The sequence below is a fragment of the Nocardia speluncae NBRC 108251 genome (genome assembly GCF_001613245.1).
Lineage (GTDB): Bacteria > Actinomycetota > Actinomycetes > Mycobacteriales > Mycobacteriaceae > Nocardia > Nocardia speluncae.
In genome coordinates this window covers 83,317-97,893 of the sequence record NZ_BDBZ01000039.1, presented here as the reverse complement: position 1 = coordinate 97,893, position 14,577 = coordinate 83,317, and the positions used below count along the sequence as shown (strand labels likewise).

The following is a 14,577-nucleotide window of genomic DNA, read 5'->3' as shown; positions in this document are numbered from 1 at the left end:
AAACGAGACTGACACGTGAAGCGCCCCCACGATGATCGGCAGTATCTCTGCCGGCCCGAACACAGGGAGGTCCGCAATGGCCGGAATCGACAGCGCACCCTGGAACAACGACTCGGCGGATCCGGCCGGTCGGGGGGTGGTCGGCGCCGGCGGGCCCGCTGTGCGGCGGACGGGTGAAATCGGCGACCGGTGTTGGTGCGCTCTGCGGATCGTGCGCGGGCCGGCGGGCACGGTCGCCCTGGTTTCCACGAGTTGGCACGAAGATCCACGAGTAATGTCGTGGTCCGGCACGCACACGGCCCGGTCCTGGTAACCCATACGAGACCGGCACGATGCACCTCATCGGCTCAACACGCCCACCGCCCGGCCAGAGAGAACCCGACCCTGTCGTCAACCCGCGCGAACCGATTGCCGCGCTGCTGCGGGATCTGCGGACCGGGTACGACGGGCTCAGCGCGCGTGAAGCCGCGCGCCGCCTCGACCTGTACGGTCCCAACGAGCTCCCGCTCCGCCGCGGGACGCCCTGGTGGGCCGCGCTGGGCCGGCAGTTCATCCATCCCCTGGCACTTCTGCTGTGGGTCGCCGCGGCGCTGGCACTCGGCAGTGGGGCGGCCGCTCTGGGAAATGCGATCCTCGTGGTGATCGTGCTCAACGCCGTTCTTGCGTTCTGGCAGGAGAACCAGGCCGAACACGCCGTCCGAGCGCTGAGCCGTTTCCTGCCCGACCAGGTGTGCGTTGTGCGAGACGGAGAGCGGATACCGGTTCCGGCGAGCCGGCTGGTCCGCGGCGATGTCCTTCTCATCGAGGAAGGCGAGCGTATACCGGCCGACGCGCGCCTCATCGCCGGCATTGCCGAGGTCGATATGTCCGCGCTCACCGGCGAATCCGCCCTTGTGGTTCGTACCGCCGACGATCCCGATACGGCAGATCGTTCATTGGATTCACCGGTTCTGCTGTTCAGTGGGACCGCCTGCGTCGGAGGTTCCGGGCGGGCGGTCGTGCACAGCACCGGTGTGCACACCGAACTCGGGCGCATCGCGGCGTTGTCCCAGCATGTCCACCGGGAGGAGAGCCCGCTGGAGCATCAGGTACGCCGGGTGGCGTGGCTGATCGCCGCGGTCGCGGTGGGTGCCGGCGCCGCGTTCCTGCCGCTCGGACTGCTGGCCGGGCTTTCACTCAGCGCGGCGTTCCTGTTCGCGATCGGGCTGCTCGTTGCCAATGTTCCGGAGGGATTGCTACCGACCATCACCCTCGCGCTCGCCGCCGGTGTCCGGTCGATGGCCGGCCGCGGTGCCGTGGTGAAAAGGCTGTCCGCCGTAGAAACGCTGGGATCCACCACCGTCATCTGCACCGATAAGACCGGCACCCTCACCATGAATTCGATGCGGGTCATCGAGACCACCGGAAACCCCGGGGATACGGCCGATATCGTCGCTCGGTGCGCCACCGCGGAAACGGGTGAGCACACAGGTGGCGATCCGATGGAGATCGCTCTGCTCCGATACGCCGCCGACCGAGACCGCGCGGTGCCGGTTGCGCGCCGGGACCGCGAACGCCTGGCGCTCAACGATTTCGATTCGCAGCGCAAGATGATGTCCACCGTGGACCGGGTGGGCAATACGGCATGGGTCCATGTAAAGGGCGCACCCGAGACGGTACTCCCCCGGTGCACCGGGTGGCCTCGGGACGAGGCGGCCGATCAGGTCCGGGCACAGGTCGACGAGCTGGCGGGCCGTGGCCTGCGGGTCCTGGCGGTGGCCCGGCGCCGAGCGGACGGCAACCCACCGCAGGATGCGGAATCCGCCGAACAGGACCTGACGTTCGTGGGGCTGGTGGGCCTGCTGGACCCACCCCGTCCGGAGGTTCCCGCCGCAGTGCGGGCCGTGCATACCGCGGGGATCCGGGTTCATGTCATCACCGGGGACAATGGCCGGACGGCGGCCGAGATCGCCCGGCAGGTGGGGTTGGGCGCCGATCGGGTGGTCGACGGCAATGCGGTCGACGAGATGTCCGACGAACAGCTCGATGCCCTGCTCGCTGAGCCGGGTGAAATCGTTTTCGCCCGCACCACACCGGAAATGAAGCTCCGGATCGCGGACGCACTGCGTCAGAACGGCGAAGTGGTCGCCATGACGGGCGACGGTGTGAACGATGCCCCGGCGTTACGCCGGGCGGATATCGGTGTGGCGATGGGCCGGGGCGGCACAGATGTTGCGCGGGAGGCGGCCACCCTGATCCTGACCGACGACAATTTCGCCACGATCGCGGTCGGTATCGAAGAGGGACGCCGTGTCTTCGACAACGTCCGCAAGTTCGTGCTCTATATTTTCGCCCACGCGGTGCCCGAAGTGGTGCCGTTCCTGCTGTTCGCACTGTCCGGTGGCGCGATCCCGCTGCCGTTGACGGTACTGCAGATCCTGGCGATCGATCTCGGTACCGAAACACTGCCGGCGCTCGCGCTGGGCCGGGAACCGGCCGAACCCGGCCTGATGGACCGGCCGCCCCGGCCACGCCGGGAAGGGGTCATCACCCGATGGCTGCTGCTGCGGGCGTGGGCGCTGCTCGGTGTGGTCTCGGCGGTGCTGGTGACTACCGGGTTCTTCGTCGTACTGTTTGCCGCCGGTTGGCATCCCGGCGATCCGGTGGGGCCCGACGCCCCACTACACCACGCCTATATGCAGGCCACCACCATGACTTTCGCCGGTATCGTCACCTGTCAGCTGGGTACCGCTTTCGCCGCGCGCACCGAGTGGGCGTCACTGCGTTCTGTCGGCCTGACGAGTAATCGGCTCCTCCTCGCCGGTTGCCTGTTCGAAATCGTCTTCGCCGCAGCCCTGATCTATGCCCCGCCGCTTCAGGCCGTGTTCGGCACCGCGGCTTTGGCGCCGTGGATGGTGGCGATAACACTGCCCTTCCCGGTCGTGGTCTGGGCGGCGGACGAGCTGCTGCGCCGGCACCGTCGGCGCAGAACACCGCAGCCCGGTACGCGCGGGCCTTCCCTGCCGACCGGGAGTGCCGCCTTGCCGGTCACCTAGGGAACAGTCGCGGTCCGCGCGGTTGGGCCCGGCAGGTCCGCACACGGAGAGCGGATACGCGCACCACTGACCGGAACAGTGAAGTCCGCGATCTCCGGAACGAAAGCCGGGCCTAGCCCGAGATCTTATTTTTCGGCCGAGATGCGCGAGCGCTCCAGCTCCGCCACCACTGCTGCCACCGCCTGCGGTACCGCGGACGCCACCGCGGTGGACAATCCGAAACCGAGGTCCAGCCGAGCGGCGTCGACGGCGAACACCACCAACCTGCCCGGTAACCGGTCGAGCGACCGGGCCAATCGCACGGCCTCGGCCACCCCGAGGGAGTGCGAACTGGCCGCCGCGGCCGCCGCGGCCGTTCTCTCCGCGTCGATCCGCTCGATCCGGCCCGGGTGAGAGGGAGTGCGAGCCACCGCGTCCACCAGGACAGCGAGATCCGCTCCCCGCCACAGATCCAGCAGCTCAGTGAGGTCACCCCCGGAGGTCTCGACGTCCACTCCCGGTAGGTGCAGGTCCGCGACCGATTCGGCCACCGCGGGCCCCAGTTCGTCATCGTGGCGGCAGCCGGTGCCGACGCCCACGACCACTGCCCGCCACCCGGTCAACGGCCGGTCACTTCGAGCGCGAGGAAATGCGCCGAGCACGAGATGCAGGGGTCGTAGTTCCGGATGGTGGTTTCGCACAGCGTGGTCAGCTCCGCGTCGGACAGATGCAGGTTGGCACCCACCACTCGGCGCAGGTCTTCCTCCATCATCGACTGGTTCTGCGATGTGGGCGGCACGATAGTGGCGGTACGCACGATGCCCTCGGTATCGAGCTCGTAACGGTGATACAGCAGGCCGCGAGGAGCCTCGCTCACCCCGTGCCCTGTCCCGGGCCGCGAACGGACCGGGACCGCGGCACGCGGTGGTCGCCGATAGTCCGCGATGAGGCGCAGTGCCTCGTCTAGGGCGTAGACGACCTCGACCAGGCGTACCAGGATGCTGCGGAAGGGGTTACGACAACTGCTGTCCAGTCCGATATCGGCGGCCAGCTCCCGCGCGATCGGGGACAGCTGCGCCGAGTTCAGCGTGTACCTGGCCAGCGGGCCGGTCAGATACTGCCGGCCGTCGAGAGTCGCATGCAGCGCCGTGGAGTGTCGCACCTGCTGTTCTGTGATGTGCTCGGCGAATCCGGCCGCGGGAAATGTCTGGCCACCGCTTGTCCGCACCTCGCCGGTCTCGATGGCATAGTGCGGGGCGTCGGTGACCGCGACGAAATCGCAACCGAGTTCGGCCGAGGGGAAGTCGAATCGCGCCATCCGCCGCGCGATCTGCACGGCATCGTCGAGACCGCGACGTAATTGCTCAGCCAGTTCGGTGAGGGCGCGCGGTTCGGGTGTCGAGTAGAAGCCGCCGAGTTTCACATTCACGGGATGGATTGCCCGCCCTCCGATCAGCTCCAGCAGGGCGTTGCCCGCTTTCTTCAGTGCCAGGCCCTGCTCGACGAGGGCCCGCTCGGCCTGTGCGAGCGCCACCGCGTCCGGAAACCCGAGGATATCGGGCAGATGCAGCAGGAAGATATGCAGACAGTGGCTGGCAATCCATTCGCCGCAGTAGAGCAGCCGGCGCAGCGCGCGCAGCGGCGGGTCCAGCTCGGCCTCGCAGACCTGTTCGAGCGCGTTGCAGGCGCTGACCTGGTAGGCCACGGGGCAGATCCCACAGATGCGCGAGGTGATGTCGGGCGGTTCGGTGAAGGCCCGGCCGCGCAGCAGCGCCTCGAAGAACCGGGGCGGTTCATAGATTCGGAGCTCGGCGGATTCCACGGCACCCTCGTGCACGACGATATGCAGGGCGCCTTCGCCTTCCACGCGCGCCAGGGAATCGACGGTCAGAGTTCTACGTTCCGCCGGCACGGTCTCGTCCCGAGAATTCGGGTGCGGCGGCGGCGAAGGTGTGGAAGGCACGGTCGACCTCCTCGACGGACATACCGTTGATCCGAAGTATCGGCAGCAGCGCGCCGATATTCGGCTGGGCCATCGGGCCGAAACAACCGAAACAGCCGCGATGGTAGGCGGGACACAGCGCACCGCAGCCCGCCTGCGTCACGGGCCCGAGGCACGGGATTCCCTCCGCGACGGTGATACACGTGGTGCCCCGGCGTTTGCACTCGGTGCACACACTGGTGTTCGGGATATCGGGAGCGCGCCCGGCGAGGAACGCGCACAGCGTATCGAGCAGCTGCCTGCGGTCGATCGGGCAGCCGCGCAGCTCGAAATCGACGGGCACATGATCCGATATCGGCGTCGATGTGGACAGTGTCTCGATGTACTCGGGACTGGCGTACACGATCGAGGTGAACTCCTCGATATCGGCGAAATTGCGCAGCGCCTGGATACCCCCGTGGGTGGCGCAGGCCCCGATCGTCACCAGAATCCGGGACTGCTCCCGGATTTCGGCGACTCGCCGCAACTCGTCGGGCGTGGTCACCGAGCCTTCCACGAGTGAAACGTCGTAGGGTCCGGGTTCCACGGTGCTCGATGCCTCGGTGAAGTGCACGATCCGCACCCGTCCGGCGAGGGCGAGTAGTTCGTCCTCACAGTCCAGCAAGGTCAGCTGACATCCGTCGCAGGAGGTGAATTTCCAGACGGCCAGGGTCGGTGGCGTGGTCATAGTTCGCGCACCGCCAGCAGGGGTTCGGCTGTGGCGTAGTCGACGATCGGCCCGTCCCGGCACAGCAGCAACGGGCCGAGCTGGCAGTGCCCGCAGCGCGCGACCCCGCATTCCATGGTCCGCTCCAGCGACACTCGAATATGTTCTGCCGGAACTTTCTTGCGCAGCAGCACCTGCGCACAGAAACGCATCATGGGCTCCGGACCGCACAGGAAGCCGCTCGTCCGGCCGGGGTCGAGATCCACTTGCGCCAACGGCTCGGTGACGAAACCGATCTGCCCCGTCCAGCCGGGAGCCGGGTGATCGACACTGGACACCAGTGCCACGGAATCGTCTTGCGCCCAACGCTGCTGGTCGCGCCGGAACAGCACATCCGCGGGTGTCCGGGCACCGGTGATCACGGTGACGCGCCGATAGCGCGCGCGGGCGGCGAGCACGGAGAGGATCAGCGGCCGCAGCGGCGCCAATCCGACACCGCCGCCGACGATCACGACATCACCTCCGGCTGCCGCCTCGATATCCCAGCCGGTGCCGAACGGCCCGCGTACCCCGATCCGATCGCCGACCCCGGCTCCGCTCAGGGCGCCGCTCACCGCGCCGACCGCGCGGATCGTGTGTTCGAGCAACCCGTCCGGCGCGGCCGGGTCCCCGCTGAGCGAGATCGCGATCTCGCCCACGCCGAAGCTGTAGAGCATCATGAACTGCCCGGCCCGGAAACGTCGCGGCGCGCGGTGAACCGGCTGCAATTGCAGGGTGACGGTATCGCGGGTCTGACAGGTACGCCGCACGACCCGGAACGGCAACATCACATCGCCCGCGGCCGCGGGCTCGGACCGGACCGCGCTGGTCACGACCCGCCCCGCACGCTCCGGCGGCCCGGGTCCTCGGCCGGGTTGCGGTAGAGATCCACCAGCCGGGCCCGCGTGGCCTGTAGCCGGTCGACCAAGACCGCGGCCAGCGCGAGCAGCAGCAGGCGCCCGAACCGGGGATCGTCGTCGGACAACCGGTTCAGCGCGGCCGTATCGAATTCGACGGCCGTGACGTGTTCGGTGGCCACCGCGCCGAAATGCCAGCGGTACGGCGGTATCAGCCATGACCAGCCGAGCAGGTCGCCGCCGTGCAGGGTTTGCACAGTGATATCGGCATGCCCGTCGACCCGGGCGTCCAGCCGTATCCGCCCGCTGCGGATCAACCAGCATCGATCCGCTCGCTGACCTTCCTGGATCAGGCGGTGACCGGGCGGGAACGCCACCTCCCTGCCCACCCGGGCCAGGGCGCGCAACGCGTCCTGGTCGAGAGTGGCCAGACTCGCGAACTCCGACAGATCCTCAGCTGCCGGCACCGGAGGCCTCCTCGGCCAGCCGGGTCAGTTCCGCAGTCAGGTCGATACCGGCCGGGCACCAATCGATGCACCGCCCACAACCGACACATCCCGAGCTGCCGAACTGGTCGTGCCAGGTGCCGAGCTTATGACTCAGCCATTGCCGATAGCGGCTCTCACCGGTGCGTCGCACACTCCCGCCGTGCATATAGGAGAAGTCCAGCTCGAAGCACGACGCCCAGCGTTCCCAGCGTTCGGCGTGGTCACCGGTCAGATCGGTGACATCCTCGGTGGTCGTGCAAAAGCAAGTGGGGCACACCATCGTGCAGTTCCCGCAGGTGAGGCAGCGAGCGGCCACATCCTCCCAATGCGCGAAATCCCGCGAATCACGGACCAGTCCCGGGATATCGACCTCCGGCATCGACCGCCCCATCCGCCCGGCAGCCGCCGATACCGACTCCCGGGCCTGTACCACCTCGGACTCCGCAGGCGGGCACGATCCGATCTCTGCGAGCACCGCCGCACCTTCCTCCGTGCCCACATCGACGACGAACCGGTGCTCGGCACCCGTGTGCTCGGTGAGCGCGAGGTCGTAGCCGTCCGTCACCCCCGGCCCGGTCCCCATCGATGCGCAGAAACACACGCCACCCGGTTCCGTGCAGTTCGCGGCGACCACGAACAGGCCGCCGCTACGTGCGGTGAATCCGGTATCCGGATACGCGCCGCCACCCAGCACACGACGGAGAATGGCGATGGCCGCCAGGTCACAGCCGCGCACGCCGAGGAAAGCGGAACGGACCGGAGCCTCCACCGCCGGGTCCGGTTCCGGTTCGAGATCGGGCCCCACCGCGAGCACTCTGCGCCGGGGCGGATGCAGAAACTGTTTCCAGGAACCCGGCCCGGCCGAATGTGCGAAAACAGCTCGGTCCTCGCGGCGGCGCAGCCGGTAGTACCCGGGCGCCGTCTCCACTCCCCAGCCATCGGGCAACTCGGCACCCGAGGCGAGCTCGTCGAGCACCACGGCGTTCTCGCGCACTCGCGGTCCGATCACCCGGTAGCCCCGCGCCCGCAACACATCCACCAGCCGATCCAGCCCCGCGCGGTCGATCACGGCAGTATCGCCCGGTTCCATAACCGCCTCCGATCGGTCGAAACAGCCCACCCCACCTAAGTGTGCCCCGGTGACGCGACCGCAGCGAGGGAAGAAAGTCACCGATCGCGAGTACAAGGGTTCAGCAAGGCTGTCCGTCGACCAGCAGGGACCGGCCCCGGGAGCCTTCACTCTCGGTTACCTCCGGCCACCGGCACGGTGAGGTGTTCGGCCGTCTCGGTTCACCGGGCCGGGGAGCCCTCGGTGGACAGGATTTCGTGCAGCGGCAGCCGCGGTGTCGATGCCGGCAGCTGGTCGCGGTGCGGTGTGGCACCGGCGCGGACCAGAACCTGGGGTCTGCCCCGGCCACCGATCAGCTGACGGACCACGTCGCGGCTGCGCGCCACTTCGGTGAGATTCGTCAGCGTGCAGGTGGCGTACCCGGCCAGCGTGGATTCGAGCAGCACGGTGGACAGCACCTCGCCGCAGCGCAGGATCTCCTCGGGTGTATCTCCCAGGGTTGACAAGACCAGTATTTCGGCATGGTCTTCGGCCTCTTCGACGCTCCGGTCGGCTTCCCCGGAGGCGGCCGGGAATTGCCGCCCGACCGCAACCTGTTCCTGCTCGCCCAGGGACACGAGCGCACTTTTCGGGACACCCGTGGCACTGATGACATGGCCGGTCCACCAATGCAGTTCGGCGTGGTATCCCGAGTCGTATCGCCGCAGGGACGTGGTCATCTGCGCGGCGTGCGCCAGGACGGGACGGACGCCCTCCGGTAGCACGTCCACCACGGCGTCGTCGGGGTCGAACGTGGATCGCAGGATCGTCTCGAAATCGGTCCAGCCCGCCGGCTCCCCGAATGGCAGGCGGTCGGTGTAGCGGCGGCCGATTGCCTCTGCGCGCGCACGGTCCCCCTCGGTGACGATCGCTGCCCGGCGGAAACCGATCTCGGCCAGATGATCACGGTTGTTCGGGTTCGGGAAGCGGGCCACCGACAGCCGCCATCCCACAGCGGCCATAGCCACCCGCAGATGGTCGAGAACGGCGCCGCAGCTGATCAGCATCTGCCGACCGCCGGTATCGGTGGTCGGCAGCATCCGCTCCGGCACCGCGTACAGACTCAGTGTCGTGCCGTCGAATGTCCAACGCCACGGCTGGCTGTTGTGCAGTGACGGAGCCCGTCCCGCCAGACGCACCGCTCGCTCGACCACCGCTCCTGCCGGTCCATCGTTCATACTCCTGACGGTAGGAAATCCGCTGCGCCGAGACAGGGGCCTTTGGTCCCTGCCCCGCATGGCCGGGTCCCCCGGGCCGAGGTCCGATGACCCTGCGCGCAGTCACCGGTGAAGCACCACACTCACCGGTATGACATCGACCATGCGCAGGGTGGCGGTCATCTACGCGACCGAACAGGGCAGTACCCGCGATATCGCCGAGTTCATTGCCGCTGAGCTGGCCGAACGCGGTGCTCGCGTCGAGTTGCACGATATCGACCACGCACCCGCTCCCGGGCAGGTCGACACGGTGGTCCTCGGCAGCGCCGTCCACAATATGGATCTCTTACCGACGGCTGCGGCCTATCTCGAGCACAACCGGACCGAACTGGCGTCCACCGATGTCCGCCTGTTCACCGTCGGCCTCGGGCCGGCGTTGCGTGGCCCTGTCGGCCGCCGGGTCGGTCGCATGGTGCCCAAAAAGGTCGCCGCGCATCGAGACGCGGTGCATGCCCGCGACTACCAGGCCTTCGCCGGCACCTACGAGCGTCAGGGCGTGTCGCTGAAGGCGCGCATCCTCTACCGGCTCATGGGCGGTGGTCGTTACGGCGACCTGCGGGACTGGGCCGCGATCCAAACATGGTCGGCTGGTATCGCCGATTCACTTGGGCTCCCCGCGGCACGAACCCACACCATCCACCCATGATCGCCTGCCCGGCGAGCATCGACCGCCTGGTCGGCCGGCCCGAAGGGTGCGGTTCCTCGCGGTAGGAGCGTAAAGGAGAGCCGGCGATGATCGAGGACCACGGCGATCAGGACACCGCAGCGCCGATCGTGGCTGCCGTCGACGGCTCCCCGACGTCCTATCGGGCGGCGGCGTGGGCGGGGTTGGAAGCACACTTGCGGGGCCGCCCGCTGCACCTGCTGGTGTCCACCGCGCGTATCCCGGCGTTGGTTCGGACCGGCCAGGGGGCCGAATGCCTGCAGTCGATCGCGGAGGACACCGTCGCCGAAGCCGCCCGCATCGCGCAGGCCGCCGCTGGTCACGACTCCGTGGCGGTGAGCACCGAGGTGACATCCGAGCTGATCACCCTGGCCCTGCTGGACCGGTCGTGGTCAGCGTGGATGGTCGTGGTCGGCAGTAGCGGCCGTGGTGGCGTGGCACCTACTGTGATCGGATCGCTGAGCGCGGCGGTAGCCGGGCATGCACGCTGCCCGGTCGCGGTGATTCGTGATCTTTCCGCCACCGACGCGGTGTCACAATGCCGGCCGGTACTAGTCGGGGTGGACGGATCTCCGGACAGCGCGACAGCGTTGAAGCTCGCCTTCGAGGAGGCCGCGTGCCGTCGAGTAGCCCTTGTCGCGGTCCACGCATGGAGCGATACCAGCGGGATCGACGTGCGAACGCAATGGGAACGCGCCTGCGCGGCCGAGGAGAACCGCTTCGCCCAGCAGCTCGCCGGCTTCGCGCAGCAATTTCCCACTGTCCCCGTCGAGCGGGTCGTCACTTCTGATGCGCCCGCGCGCAGCCTGCTCACCGAATGCGAGCGTGCGCAACTGGTGGTGATCGGCAGCCGCGGGCGCGGCGGCTTTGCCTCCATGGTGCTCGGTTCCACGAGCGTGGCCCTGCTACACGCAGCCGAGTGCCCGCTGATCATCGCACGACACCACCGACCCGATCCCGTACCGCCTCAGTGACACAGGAGCAGAACATGTCCGAATCGGAGCGCGAACCGCTCCCGCAGGTTGCGTCTCGGATCGTGGTCGGCGCCGACGGGTCCCCCACCTCTTTGCGGGCAGTCGCTTGGGCCGCCACCGAAGCGGGATTGCACCACTGCGATCTGCATATCGTCAACGCTGTCGGAGTACCGAGCGGGTTCGGGCCCGGAGTTGTGCTCAGTGACGCCGAACGACAGTCTCTGCGACGGGAAGGGGAACACGTCACCAGCGAGGCCGCGCGAGTGGCGCGCACAGCGGGCGCGGAACACTCACCGGTGCCCATCACCACCGTGGTGACCGAAGAGTTGCCCCCGCACGCGTTGCTGAGTCGCTCCGCGCCGGCGCGAATGCTCGTGGTCGGCAGCCACGGAATGGGAGCGTTCTCCCGCGGTCTGCTGGGGTCGGTCAGTACCACCGTGGCCCGCCACGCACGCTGCCCGGTCGCTGTCCTACGCTCCCCCGCCGGTGTCGATGCCGTGACGGCCCGCCAGCCGATTCTGGTCGGCGTCGACGGCACCGACAACAGTGCCCCCGCCGTCGCGGCGGCCTTCGACGAAGCATCCCGTCGCAGGACAGGGCTGATCGCATTGCACGCGTGGAGCGATACCAGCGGCCTGGAACTACCGGTCCGCGGCTGGGATTCGGCCCGCGCAGAGACCGACGCCGTCCTCGCCGAAAACCTCGCCGGGTACGCCGAGCAGTACCCCGACGTCGAGGTCGAGCGGATCATCACCACCGACCGGCCGGTGCGCTCGCTGCTGGACGCTGCGGCCGGCGCTCAGCTGGTCGTGGTCGGCAGCCACGGTCGCGGCGGCTTCACCGGCATGCTGCTCGGCTCCACCAGCAACGCACTGCTGCACGCCGTGGACACCCCGCTGCTTATCGTGCGCTCCCGCACCGACGGATGAACCCACACGGGGAGACGGGCCGATGTCACTACACAAGAGCACCGCCGCACCGAGCGTCACGGGGCTGACCGCTGCGCAGGCAGCGCAACGCCTGGCTGCCGACGGACCCAATGTCTTGCCGCAACGCCCGCCGACACGATGGTGGCAGCGTGTGCTCACCCAGCTGCGGGATCCGCTCATCGTCGTCCTGCTGGTCGCCGCGGTCTTGACGGTCTTCACCGGCGACTGGGCCGACATGACCATCATCCTGACCGTCGTCGTGATCAACACGGTGGTCGGTGTCGCCCAGGAGATCCGGGCAGACCGTGCGATTTCGGCGCTGTCGGAGTTGACCGCGCCCACCGCACGCGTGCTGCGTGACGGGGTGCAACGCGAGATTCCGGCGGCGGAGGTGGTCGTCGGGGATCTGCTGGTGCTCGGTGAGGGCGACATCCTGGCCGCCGATGCCACCGCGTGTACCGCCGAATCGCTGGCCGTCGACGAATCGGCAGTTACCGGCGAATCCGTGCCGGTGGAAAAGAATCTCACTACAGCATCCGGGCTCTCGGCCGGTACGGTCGTGGTCCGCGGCCGGGGCGCCGCCGTGGTCACCGCGACCGGGACCGCCAGCGCCACCGGGCAGATCGCCCACCTCCTCGACCGCGGCCATGCCGCCACGCCGCTGCAGCGCCGGCTCGCCGGGTTCGGGCGGCTGCTGGCCGCCGTGGTCATCGTCTTGTGCGTACTCGTCCTGATCCTGGGTCTGCTCCGTGGGCAGCCGGTCGAACTGATGGTGGTCACCGCGATCAGTTTGGCGGTGGCCGCCGTCCCGGAATCACTGCCGGCCGTGGTGACCCTGAGCCTGGCACTGGGGGCCCGGCGCATGGCACAACGCGCAGCACTCATCCGCCACCTACCCGCGGTGGAAACCCTGGGGTCGGTGACGGTACTGGCGACCGACAAAACGGGCACCCTGACCGAAGGGCGTATGGCGGCCCGCCGGATCTGGACTCCGCACGCGCAGGCCTCGGTCACCGGCACCGACTACAGCCCGACCGGTGCCGTGCTCGCCGGTGACCGGCAGCTGCGTCCCGGCGACCAACCAGTTCTCACCGAGCTCCTGGCGGCAGCCGCCCTGTGTAACGACGCACGTCTGACGCCGGCGGCCGACGGCGAGACGGGCGAGTGGGTGGCGCTGGGCGATCCCACCGAGCTGGCATTGCTGTCGGCGGCGTTGAAGCTCGGTCTCGACACCGACGAACTGCACGCCCGGGTTCCGCGAGTCGCCGAACGGCCGTTCGACAGCGACCGCAAACGCATGTCGACAGCCCACCGCGCCCCGGCCGGCGGCTACCGGGTCATCTGCAAGGGCGCACCCGAAGCGATCCTCACCGCACCGATCCTCGACGACGAACCGCTGCAGCTGGCCCAGGCCGCCGAGCAAGCCGAGCGCTGGGCTCGAGACGGTTTCCGGGTACTCGCCGTGGCCGACGCGCACCGGACCGACGCACCGTCCTCGGGTGAGGAAACCATGGAACAGCACCTGCGGCTGCTCGGTTTGATCGCCATCTTCGACCCACCCCGGACCGCGGCGGCAGCTACCATCGCGGCCTGCCGCACGGCCGGGATCCGGCCCGTGCTCATCACCGGCGATCACGCCGGCACAGCGCAGGCAATCGCGACCCGTCTCGGGATCCGCGGCCCAGGCGAACCGGTGATCGACTGCCGCGCAACCGTTCGAGACGACGACCTGAAAACCAGCACCGTGTTCGCGCGGGCGACACCCGGCGAGAAGCTGAGGATCATCGACGCCCTGCATCACGCCGGTCACGTCGTGGCCATGACCGGCGACGGAGTCAACGACGGTCCCGCGCTCCAGGACGCCGATATCGGGGTGGCGATGGGCAGCCGCGGCACCGAAGTCGCCCGCCAAGCCGCCGATCTCGTGCTCGCCGACGACAACCTCGACACCGTCATCGTCGCGGTGGAAGAAGGCCGCCGGGTATACGACAACATCCGCCGATTCCTGGTCTACGGTCTCTCCGGTGGAGCGGCCGAGATCGCGGTGATGCTGCTCGGACCCTTCTTCGGGCTAGCTCTGCCGCTTCTGCCTGCCCAGATCCTGTGGATCAACCTGCTCACCCATGGGCTGCCCGGGGTCGCGCTCGGCGGCGAACCCGCCGAACCCGAAGCGATGAACCGGCCGCCGCGCCCACCCACCGAAACCATCCTCGGTGCCGGGCTGTGGCTGCGGGTGATCCGGATCGGGATCGCGCTGACCGTGGTGACGCTGGGGGTGGCCATCTGGGCCGACCAGACCGGGAGACCGTGGCAGAGCATGGCGTTCCTGGCTCTCGGGATGACCCAGCTCGGGGTGGCCCTCGGCTCACGCACCCGGGTGCGTTCTCTGGCCAATCCCATTCTCCTGGTGGCCGTGGCCGGTGCGCTCCTGCTGCAACTCGCCGGTCTGTACCTGCCATTGCTGCGTGAGCTTCTCGGCACCGAACCCTTGACGCCCGGTGATCTACTGATCGTGAGCGCGGTATCGGTTCTCGGCTACGTGGCCGCGCGCCTGGACCGAATCCTGCACCCACCGAAGCGCCGCACCGTCCCGGTCGCCGCGGACACATAAGCCGACACCCGGGCAACGAATCCACCGG

The 14,577-nt window shown here is 68.6% G+C and carries 12 protein-coding genes; 5 read left to right on the top strand and 7 right to left on the bottom strand.

What is annotated here, in order from left to right:
- Nucleotides 1-332 precede the first annotated feature (332 nt).
- Nucleotides 333-3,035, top strand: a complete 2,703-nt coding sequence (locus NS6_RS29350) for a cation-translocating P-type ATPase (RefSeq protein ID WP_068048632.1) — start codon at nt 333-335, stop codon at nt 3,033-3,035.
- Nucleotides 3,036-3,160: 125 nt separating this feature from the next.
- Here NS6_RS29350 and NS6_RS29345 read toward each other — a convergent pair whose 3' ends face one another.
- The 7 genes from NS6_RS29345 to NS6_RS29315 form a co-directional block, all read right to left on the bottom strand.
- Nucleotides 3,161-3,637: a hydrogenase maturation protease gene (locus NS6_RS29345; RefSeq protein WP_210746789.1), complete on the bottom strand. Its 477-nt coding sequence runs from the start codon at nt 3,635-3,637 to the stop codon at nt 3,161-3,163.
- Complete coding sequence (locus NS6_RS29340; RefSeq protein WP_068048627.1) at nt 3,634-4,926, bottom strand: Ni/Fe hydrogenase subunit alpha; 1,293 nt, start codon at nt 4,924-4,926, stop codon at nt 3,634-3,636. The genes NS6_RS29345 and NS6_RS29340 overlap by 4 nt, the downstream gene beginning before the upstream one ends.
- Complete coding sequence (locus NS6_RS29335; RefSeq protein ID WP_068048625.1) at nt 4,910-5,683, bottom strand: NADH-quinone oxidoreductase subunit B family protein; 774 nt, start codon at nt 5,681-5,683, stop codon at nt 4,910-4,912. Before NS6_RS29335 ends, NS6_RS29340 begins: the two co-directional genes overlap by 17 nt.
- Nucleotides 5,680-6,489: an FAD/NAD(P)-binding protein gene (locus NS6_RS29330; protein WP_068048833.1), complete on the bottom strand. Its 810-nt coding sequence runs from the start codon at nt 6,487-6,489 to the stop codon at nt 5,680-5,682. Before NS6_RS29330 ends, NS6_RS29335 begins: the two co-directional genes overlap by 4 nt.
- 41 nt (nt 6,490-6,530) lie before the next feature.
- On the bottom strand, nt 6,531-7,025 hold the full coding sequence (locus NS6_RS29325) for a Crp/Fnr family transcriptional regulator (protein ID WP_210746790.1): 495 nt from the start codon (nt 7,023-7,025) through the stop codon (nt 6,531-6,533).
- Nucleotides 7,012-8,136 carry a 4Fe-4S dicluster domain-containing protein gene (locus NS6_RS29320; RefSeq protein ID WP_068048622.1) on the bottom strand — a complete coding sequence of 375 codons (1,125 nt, stop codon included), beginning with the start codon at nt 8,134-8,136 and terminating at the stop codon, nt 7,012-7,014. The genes NS6_RS29325 and NS6_RS29320 overlap by 14 nt, the downstream gene beginning before the upstream one ends.
- A gap of 200 nt (nt 8,137-8,336) precedes the next feature.
- Nucleotides 8,337-9,332, bottom strand: coding sequence for an Acg family FMN-binding oxidoreductase (locus tag NS6_RS29315; protein ID WP_068048620.1), 996 nt, complete (start codon nt 9,330-9,332; stop codon nt 8,337-8,339).
- A gap of 130 nt (nt 9,333-9,462) precedes the next feature.
- Between NS6_RS29315 and NS6_RS29310 the strand changes: the two genes are divergently transcribed.
- The 4 genes from NS6_RS29310 (at nt 9,463) to NS6_RS29295 (ending at nt 14,549) form a co-directional block, all read left to right on the top strand.
- The gene (locus NS6_RS29310; RefSeq protein WP_068048618.1) at nt 9,463-10,017 is read left to right on the top strand and encodes a flavodoxin domain-containing protein; all 555 of its coding nucleotides are present in this window, start codon (nt 9,463-9,465) and stop codon (nt 10,015-10,017) included.
- A gap of 86 nt (nt 10,018-10,103) precedes the next feature.
- The gene (locus tag NS6_RS29305; RefSeq protein ID WP_068048616.1) at nt 10,104-11,009 is read left to right on the top strand and encodes a universal stress protein; all 906 of its coding nucleotides are present in this window, start codon (nt 10,104-10,106) and stop codon (nt 11,007-11,009) included.
- A 14-nt stretch (nt 11,010-11,023) separates the two neighbouring features.
- Nucleotides 11,024-11,938: a universal stress protein gene (locus NS6_RS29300; protein ID WP_068048827.1), complete on the top strand. Its 915-nt coding sequence runs from the start codon at nt 11,024-11,026 to the stop codon at nt 11,936-11,938.
- A gap of 22 nt (nt 11,939-11,960) precedes the next feature.
- Nucleotides 11,961-14,549 carry a cation-translocating P-type ATPase gene (locus tag NS6_RS29295; protein ID WP_068048613.1) on the top strand — a complete coding sequence of 863 codons (2,589 nt, stop codon included), beginning with the start codon at nt 11,961-11,963 and terminating at the stop codon, nt 14,547-14,549.
- Nucleotides 14,550-14,577 lie beyond the last annotated feature (28 nt).